The 6,516-nt window shown below is 71.4% G+C and carries 5 protein-coding genes; 3 read left to right on the forward strand and 2 right to left on the reverse strand.

What is annotated here, in order from left to right:
- Nucleotides 1-446: 446 nt before the first annotated feature.
- Nucleotides 447-1,685 (reverse strand): homogentisate 1,2-dioxygenase, encoded by a 1,239-nt coding sequence (locus AB4Z02_RS18700; protein ID WP_441972854.1) that lies wholly within the window; start codon nt 1,683-1,685, stop codon nt 447-449.
- Between the two features lie 100 nt (nt 1,686-1,785).
- Between AB4Z02_RS18700 and AB4Z02_RS18705 the strand changes: the two genes are divergently transcribed.
- Nucleotides 1,786-2,658 (forward strand): hypothetical protein, encoded by an 873-nt coding sequence (locus AB4Z02_RS18705; protein ID WP_441972855.1) that lies wholly within the window; start codon nt 1,786-1,788, stop codon nt 2,656-2,658.
- A 2-nt stretch (nt 2,659-2,660) separates the two neighbouring features.
- On the forward strand, nt 2,661-3,917 hold the full coding sequence (fahA, locus tag AB4Z02_RS18710) for a fumarylacetoacetase (protein ID WP_441972856.1): 1,257 nt from the start codon (nt 2,661-2,663) through the stop codon (nt 3,915-3,917).
- Here the strand turns inward: fahA and AB4Z02_RS18715 are convergent.
- Nucleotides 3,914-4,837, reverse strand: coding sequence for an RDD family protein (locus tag AB4Z02_RS18715; RefSeq protein ID WP_441972857.1), 924 nt, complete (start codon nt 4,835-4,837; stop codon nt 3,914-3,916). The two genes, fahA and AB4Z02_RS18715, sit on opposite strands and share 4 nt — an antisense overlap.
- Before the next feature lie 124 nt (nt 4,838-4,961).
- On the opposite strand from AB4Z02_RS18715, the gene AB4Z02_RS18720 reads away from it, so the two are divergent.
- The gene (locus tag AB4Z02_RS18720) at nt 4,962-6,443 is read left to right on the forward strand and encodes an amino acid permease (RefSeq protein ID WP_441972858.1); all 1,482 of its coding nucleotides are present in this window, start codon (nt 4,962-4,964) and stop codon (nt 6,441-6,443) included.
- The last annotated feature ends 73 nt before the right edge of the window (nt 6,444-6,516 follow it).

A 6,516-nucleotide genomic window follows, 5' to 3' on the forward strand; every position in this document is an offset into this window, starting at 1 on the left:
AAATCACTAGCATTCAATGTTCAACCAAAGGATTTTCGTTCCAGAACACCAAACCACCAACCAGAAAGGCCAGCAGCCGGCACCCCAGAGACGAGGTAATTGGCATCGATTTTTGACACGCTGTTGAGTTCTCAAGGATCGGACGCACACCATCAACCCGCCGTTTCCGGCTCAGGTCTTCGGGGCAACCGTTGTAGGTTATTCGCTTCGCAACTTGGGCGTCAAATCCCGTCCTCGCTCTGCGAGGCACCGGGATCGAAGCGCGCTTGGCGTTCGGCGATGACTCAACTGTAGACCATGATCGGCGAGACGCCAAAATCGAGGTCCCAGGCACCTCCAGCTGGCGGCTGAGGAGCCGCCGCAGAGGCCCTCCCGGCGCGAGAACTGTTGCAGCGCAATGCCTTCGGTGCCCCGGGTGGTTCCAGGAGGCCGGTTGCACGCCTGGATCAGGTGCGTGGACGGCTCCAGGACCACGCATAGGCACCGTCGTCGACCGCCCGGCCGCCCTCCCCCAGCTCCAGCGGGCGGAAGGTGTCGACCATGACGGCGAGCTCGTCGAAGTACTCCGCCCCGATCGAGGCCTCGCTCGCTCCGGGCTGCGGGCCGTGGGCGTGGCCGCCCGGGTGCACCGAGACAGAGCCCTTGCCGATGCCGGAGCCCTTGCGCGCCTCGTAGTCGCCGTCGACGTAGAACATGATCTCGTCGCTGTCGACGTTCGAGTGGTAGTACGGCACCGGGATCGACAGCGGGTGGTAGTCCACCTTGCGCGGCACGAAGTTGCAGATGACGAAGTTCCAGCCCTCGAAGACCTGGTGCACCGGCGGCGGCTGGTGCACCCGCCCGGTGATGGGCTCGAAGTCGCGGACGTTGAAGGCGTACGGGTAGAGGCAGCCGTCCCAGCCCACCACGTCGAGGGGGTGGAACGGCAGCGTGTGCGCAGTGCCCACGATCCCACCGGGGCCGTTGCCCCGGTGCTTGATGAGGACCTCGGTCTCCTCGTCGGCCTTGGCCCCGATGTCCTCGGCGAGCAGCGGGCCGGCCGGGCCGCGCAGGTCCCGCTCGCAGTACGGGGCGTGCTCGAGGAGCTGGCCGTAGCGCGACAGGTAGCGCTTCGGCGGTGCGATGTGGGAGTTGGCCTCGATGCAGTAGGCGCGCAGCGGCTCCTTGGTGGAGCGCTTGGGGATCCACCGGTGGGTCGTGGCCCGGGGGATCACGAGGTAGTCGCCCTCGCCGACGTCGAAGGCGCCGAACACCGTCTCCACGCGGGCCCGTCCCCGCTCGACGTAGACGCACTCGTCCCCCACGCCGTTGCGGTACCAGGGGCTGGGAGCGCCGGCGACGGCATACGAGATGCGGACGTCGCTATTGCCGAGCACGAGCCGGCGCCCGGTCACCACGTCGGTGCGCTTGACGTCGGCGGCGGTGAACAGCTCGTGCAGCTTGAGGTGCCTCGGCACCAGCGGGTGGTTTGGCGTCGTGGACAGGTCACCGATGGTCCACTCCCGCGCCGCGACCACCGTCGAGGGGATGTTGCGGTGGTAGAGCAGGGAGGAGTCGGAGGAGAACCCCTCCTCCCCCATGAGCTCCTCGTAGTAGAGCTCGCCGGCGCGGCCGCCGCGGGCGGGTCGCCGGTGCTGCGTGTGCCGCTTGGGCGGGATGTCACCCATGGCCTGGTAGTGCGCCACTGTCCACCTCGTCGTGGTCTCGTCGGCTGGCTCCGCCGCTCTCGCAGAGGGACCGCGGGCCGGGTCCTCGGCCCGCTGCCACCCTAGTAGCCTCGCCGCCATGACACCGTCGTCGGAGGCCGCCTCCCAGCGCGTCGCCGACCCGACACTGTTCACCGGGCTCGTGGACGACGCGGCGGTGTTCCCTCCGGGCAACGCCCCGCTCGGGGAGGCCGTGCGTCGCCACCGGTTCCACCGGGCCGCCGCGTACGCGCCGCTCGTGGGACCGCTGCTCGTCCCGGTCGCCGACGCGGGCCGGCTCGAGACGGTCGTGGCGAGCACGTCCTCCGCAATGAGCCCACCCCTCGAGGTGGCCTTGGTGGCGCGGCCCGGCGTCACGACGGCGGAGACGCAGACCGCCGTCACCACGCTGGTCGCAGCCCGCGGAGTGACGCCGGTCGGGGTGGAGATGGCGTGGTCCCCGCAGTGGCGGGACGCGCAGCTGCAAGGGCTCCCGCTGACCCTCGAGGTGGACCGCGACGAGCACCAGGCACAGGCGCTCGACGACCTGCGGCGAGCACTGGACGAGGGCCTGGGCGTGCAGGCCAAGTTCCGCACCGGCGCCACCCCGACCTGGCCGTGGCCGACCGAGCAGGAGCTGGCGGCCTTCGTCGCAGCCGCGGTACGCCGCGAGGTCCCGTTCAAGCTCACCGGCGGCCTGCACCACCTGGTGCGCGGCACCCGGGCCGAGGGCGAGCAGCACGGGCTGCTCAACGTGCTGCTCGCGGTCCACCGTGCCGTGGCCGGCGACGGCCCCGACCTGCTCACGGCAGTCCTCGCGGACCGGGCGGACGACGACCTCGCCCGCCGTGCCGGCGCCCTCGCCGCACACGACGTGGCATCCATCCGCAGGAGCTTCACGGCATACGGGTGCTGTGAGGTCGCCGACCCGATCAGCGAGCTCATGACGCGCCGCCTCATCCAAGGAGCCTGACCGTGCCCGACCAGACCACCGAGACGAGCCCCGCCCCCGGCCCCGTCCGCTCGTATCTCGACGTCCCCGCCGACCACCCCTTCGGGCTGCAGACCCTCGCGTACGGCGTCTTCTCCACCGAGGGCACCGCGCCGCGCGTGGGTGTCCGCGTCGGCGACCTCGTCCTGGACGCCGGGGCGTGCGCCGAGCGCGCCGGTATGGAGTCCGGTGAGGTCTGGCTCGGGCCCACCCTCAACCCGTTCCTCGCCCAGGGTCGCCAGGCCTGGGGCGCGGCGCGTGCCTGGCTGACGGAGGTGCTCACCCAGGACAGCCATCGTGACTGCGTCGAGCCCTACCTGGTGCCCCTCGAGCAGGTGCGGATGCACCTGCCGTTCGAGGTCGCGGACTACGTCGACTTCTACGCCAGCGAGCAGCACGCCACCAACGTGGGTCGCCTGTTCAGGCCGGACTCCGAGCCGCTCACTCCGAACTGGAAGCACCTGCCCATCGGCTACCACGGAAGGGCGGGCACGGTCGTCGTCTCCGGCACCGACGTGGTCCGCCCCAGCGGGCAGCGCAAGGCGCCCTCGGAGGCCGCGCCGACCTACGGCCCCAGCGTCCGGCTCGACATCGAGGCCGAGCTGGGCTTCGTCGTGGGCGGCTCGACCGTGATCGGGCAGCGGGTGTCGGTCAACGACGCCCACGAGCACCTCTTCGGCGTCGTCCTGCTCAACGACTGGAGCGCCCGGGACATCCAGGCGTGGGAGTACGTGCCGCTCGGGCCCTTCCTCGGCAAGTCCTTCGCCACGAGCATCTCGGCCTGGGTCGTGCCGCTGGACGCCCTGGCCTCCGCCCGCGTCCAGCTGCCGACGCAGGACCCCCAGCCGCTGCCCTACCTCGTCGGTGACGGCACGGCGTACGGGCTGGACATCCACTACGAGGTGGAGCTCAACGGCACCGTGGTCTCCCGCCCCGAGTACCGGGACCTCTACTGGTCCCCCGCCCAGATGCTCGCCCACCTCAGCGTCAACGGAGCCTCGGTGCGCCCCGGCGACCTGTTCGGCTCGGGGACCATCTCCGGGACCGACCGCGGCACGCGCGGCAGCCTGCTCGAGCTGTCGTGGAACGGCGCGGAACCGGTGACGCTGGCCGACGGCTCCACCCGCTCGTTCCTCGAGGACGGCGACGTCGTCGTGCTGCGTGCCTGGGCGCCGGGACCCGGGGGAAGCCGGGTCGGGCTGGGCGAGGTGCGGGGCACCATCGTCCCCGCAGCCGACTAGGGACGGGGAGCGCGCCCCACGACGACGTTGGTCCGGCCGACCTTGTCGTGCAGGGCCTGCTTCTGCGGGTCCCAGGAGGCCCACAGCAGGTCGAGGACGCGCACGAGGAGGGCCAGCACGCCGAGCAGCGGCACGATCTGTCCGACGAAGAGCACCACCGGCAGGGCGACACGGCGCAGCGCCTCACCCGTCGAGAGGCGACCCGGCCGGTCGCGCAGGCGCACGCTGATGCCGAGAGCAAGCTTGCCGGGCGTCGCGCCGAACCGGGTGAGGAAGAACGTCTGGTAGAGGACGAACACCGCGATGGCAACCACGCTGTAGGCCATCAGGGCGCGGGTGTCGATGCTGTCGGCGAGCGCGGTCAGGTCCGGCTGCTGGCCGCTCTCGGCGTTGCCCACCATGGTGTTGAACTGGTCGACGTAGTCGCCCATCGCCTTGGCGAGGAAGTAGTAGCCGACGATCGCGGCAAGGACGCCCTGGACCACCCAGTCGAGGATGAAGGCGCCGACCCGCTGCCAGTACGACGCGAGCGGCTGCCCGTCAGGGGTGCTCGGCTGGGCCGTGGGCAGCCCGCCGTACGCCGGCGGCATCCACTGCCCGGGCTGGGGACTCCCGGGGAACTGCTGGTTCGGGTGCTGCCACTGCGGCGGAGCCGTCGGCGGCAAGGGGCGCTGCGCCCCGGACTGGGCCCCGGGCTGGGCCCCGGACTGGGCCCCGGGCTGGGCGCCGGGCTGCTGGGCGCCGTACGGCTGACCCGGCGGGACCGACGACGCGGGCTGGCTGGGCTGCAGCGGCGCGGGAGCGGCCTGACGCGTGGAGCGCGGGGTGGTGTGCTTGGTCCAGACGACGCCGTCGAAGTAGCGCAGCTGCTCGGCGTCCTCCGGGTCGTCGAACCAGCCGGCGTGCGTGGGCGTCTGCATGGGATCAGCCTCTCACGCGCGGACCCGCGTCCAGCCAGGGGCGCGGCGCGCGCGGCGCCCCTGCGGGCCACGGGCGCGGTGCCCGCCGGGCGGCTGCCTCCGGCCGACCCTAGGGTGGTTGGCCATGAGAGATCCCAGCAACTCGGTCCTGCGCACCAAACCCGTCGAGGACGTCCTGGCCCAGGCGGACGACGCGGGCACCGAGGCCGGCGGCGAGGTCACCCACCTGCGGCGGCGGCTCGGTGCGGTGGACCTCATGGGGTTCGGCATCGGGATCGTCATCGGCACCGGCATCTTCACCCTCACCGGCATCGAGGCCAAGAACCACGCCGGCCCGGGGGTCGTGTTCTCCTTCGCCATCGCCGGGCTCGTGAGCCTGCTGGCGGCGCTCTGCTACGCGGAGATGGCGGCCGCCGTGCCCACCGCCGGCAGCGCGTACACCTACGCCTATGCGACGATCGGTGAGGTCTTCGCGTGGATCATCGGGTGGGACCTCATCCTCGAGTTCGCGCTCGGCGCCGCCGTCGTCGCGCGCGGCTGGTCCGGCTACATGCAGGAGCTGTTCGGCCTGCCCACGTCCCTGTTCGGCGAGAAGGCGCCCGTCAACGTGGGCGCCGTCGCGATCGTCCTCGTGCTCGGCGTCGTCGCGATCGTCGGCATCCGCGAGAGCGCGCGCGTCACCAACGCCCTGGTGGCCGTCAAGGTCGCCATCTGCGTCTTCGTCATCGTCGCCGGTGCGTTCTTCGTCAAGGGCGCCAACCTCACGCCGTTCGTGCCGCCGTCGCGACCGGTCGCCGAGAGCGTCTCGGGCCTCAAGCAGCCCCTGAGCCAGGCGGTGTTCGGCATCGAGCCGACGGCGTTCGGCTTCGCCGGGGTCCTGACTGCCGCCGCCGTGGTGTTCTTCGCCTACACGGGCTTCGAGGCCGTCGCGAACCTCGGCGAGGAGACGCGCAAGCCCAGCCGCGACCTGCCGCTCGGCCTCCTCGGCACCCTCGGCATCTGCACCGTGCTCTACATCGGCGTCTCGCTGGTCATCACCGGCATGGTCCCTTTCGGCGAGCTCAACGAGGGCGCCCCCATCGCCAGCGCGTTCAAGTCGGTCGGGGCGGACTGGGCCGCCACGCTCATCTCGATCGCGGCGGTGGCCGGCCTGACCTCGGTGATCCTCGTCGACATCGTCGCCATGGGTCGGATCGGCTTCTCCATGGGTCGCGACCGCCTGCTGCCCCCCGCGGTGGCCAAGGTGCACCCGAAGTGGGGCACGCCGTACCGCATCACCATGGGCACGATCGTGCTCGTGGCGCTGCTCGCCGCCCTCGTCCCGCTCAAGGACCTCGCCGACCTGGTGAGCATCGGCACGCTGTTCGCGTTCGTCGTGGTCTCGCTCGCGGTGCCGATCCTGCGCCGGACCCGCCCGGACATGAAGCGACCGTTCCGGGTGCCCTTGAGCCCCGTGATCCCCGTGCTGTCGGCCCTGGCCTGCCTCTACCTGATGACCAACCTGTCGCTCGAGACGTGGTCGCGGTTCCTGGTGTGGATGCTCGTGGGCTTCGTCGTCTACTTCACCTACGGGCGCCGCAACGCCCGCCTGGCGCAGCGCGACTGAGCAGCCGGGGCGAGTGAGCCGCCTTCCCCAAGAGACGAGGGCCGGTACGCCGCGTGGTGACCACGCGGCGTAC

Origin of the sequence: Pedococcus sp. 2YAF34 (assembly GCF_052114585.1) — a bacterium.
In the GTDB taxonomy this organism is placed as follows: domain Bacteria; phylum Actinomycetota; class Actinomycetes; order Actinomycetales; family Dermatophilaceae; genus Pedococcus.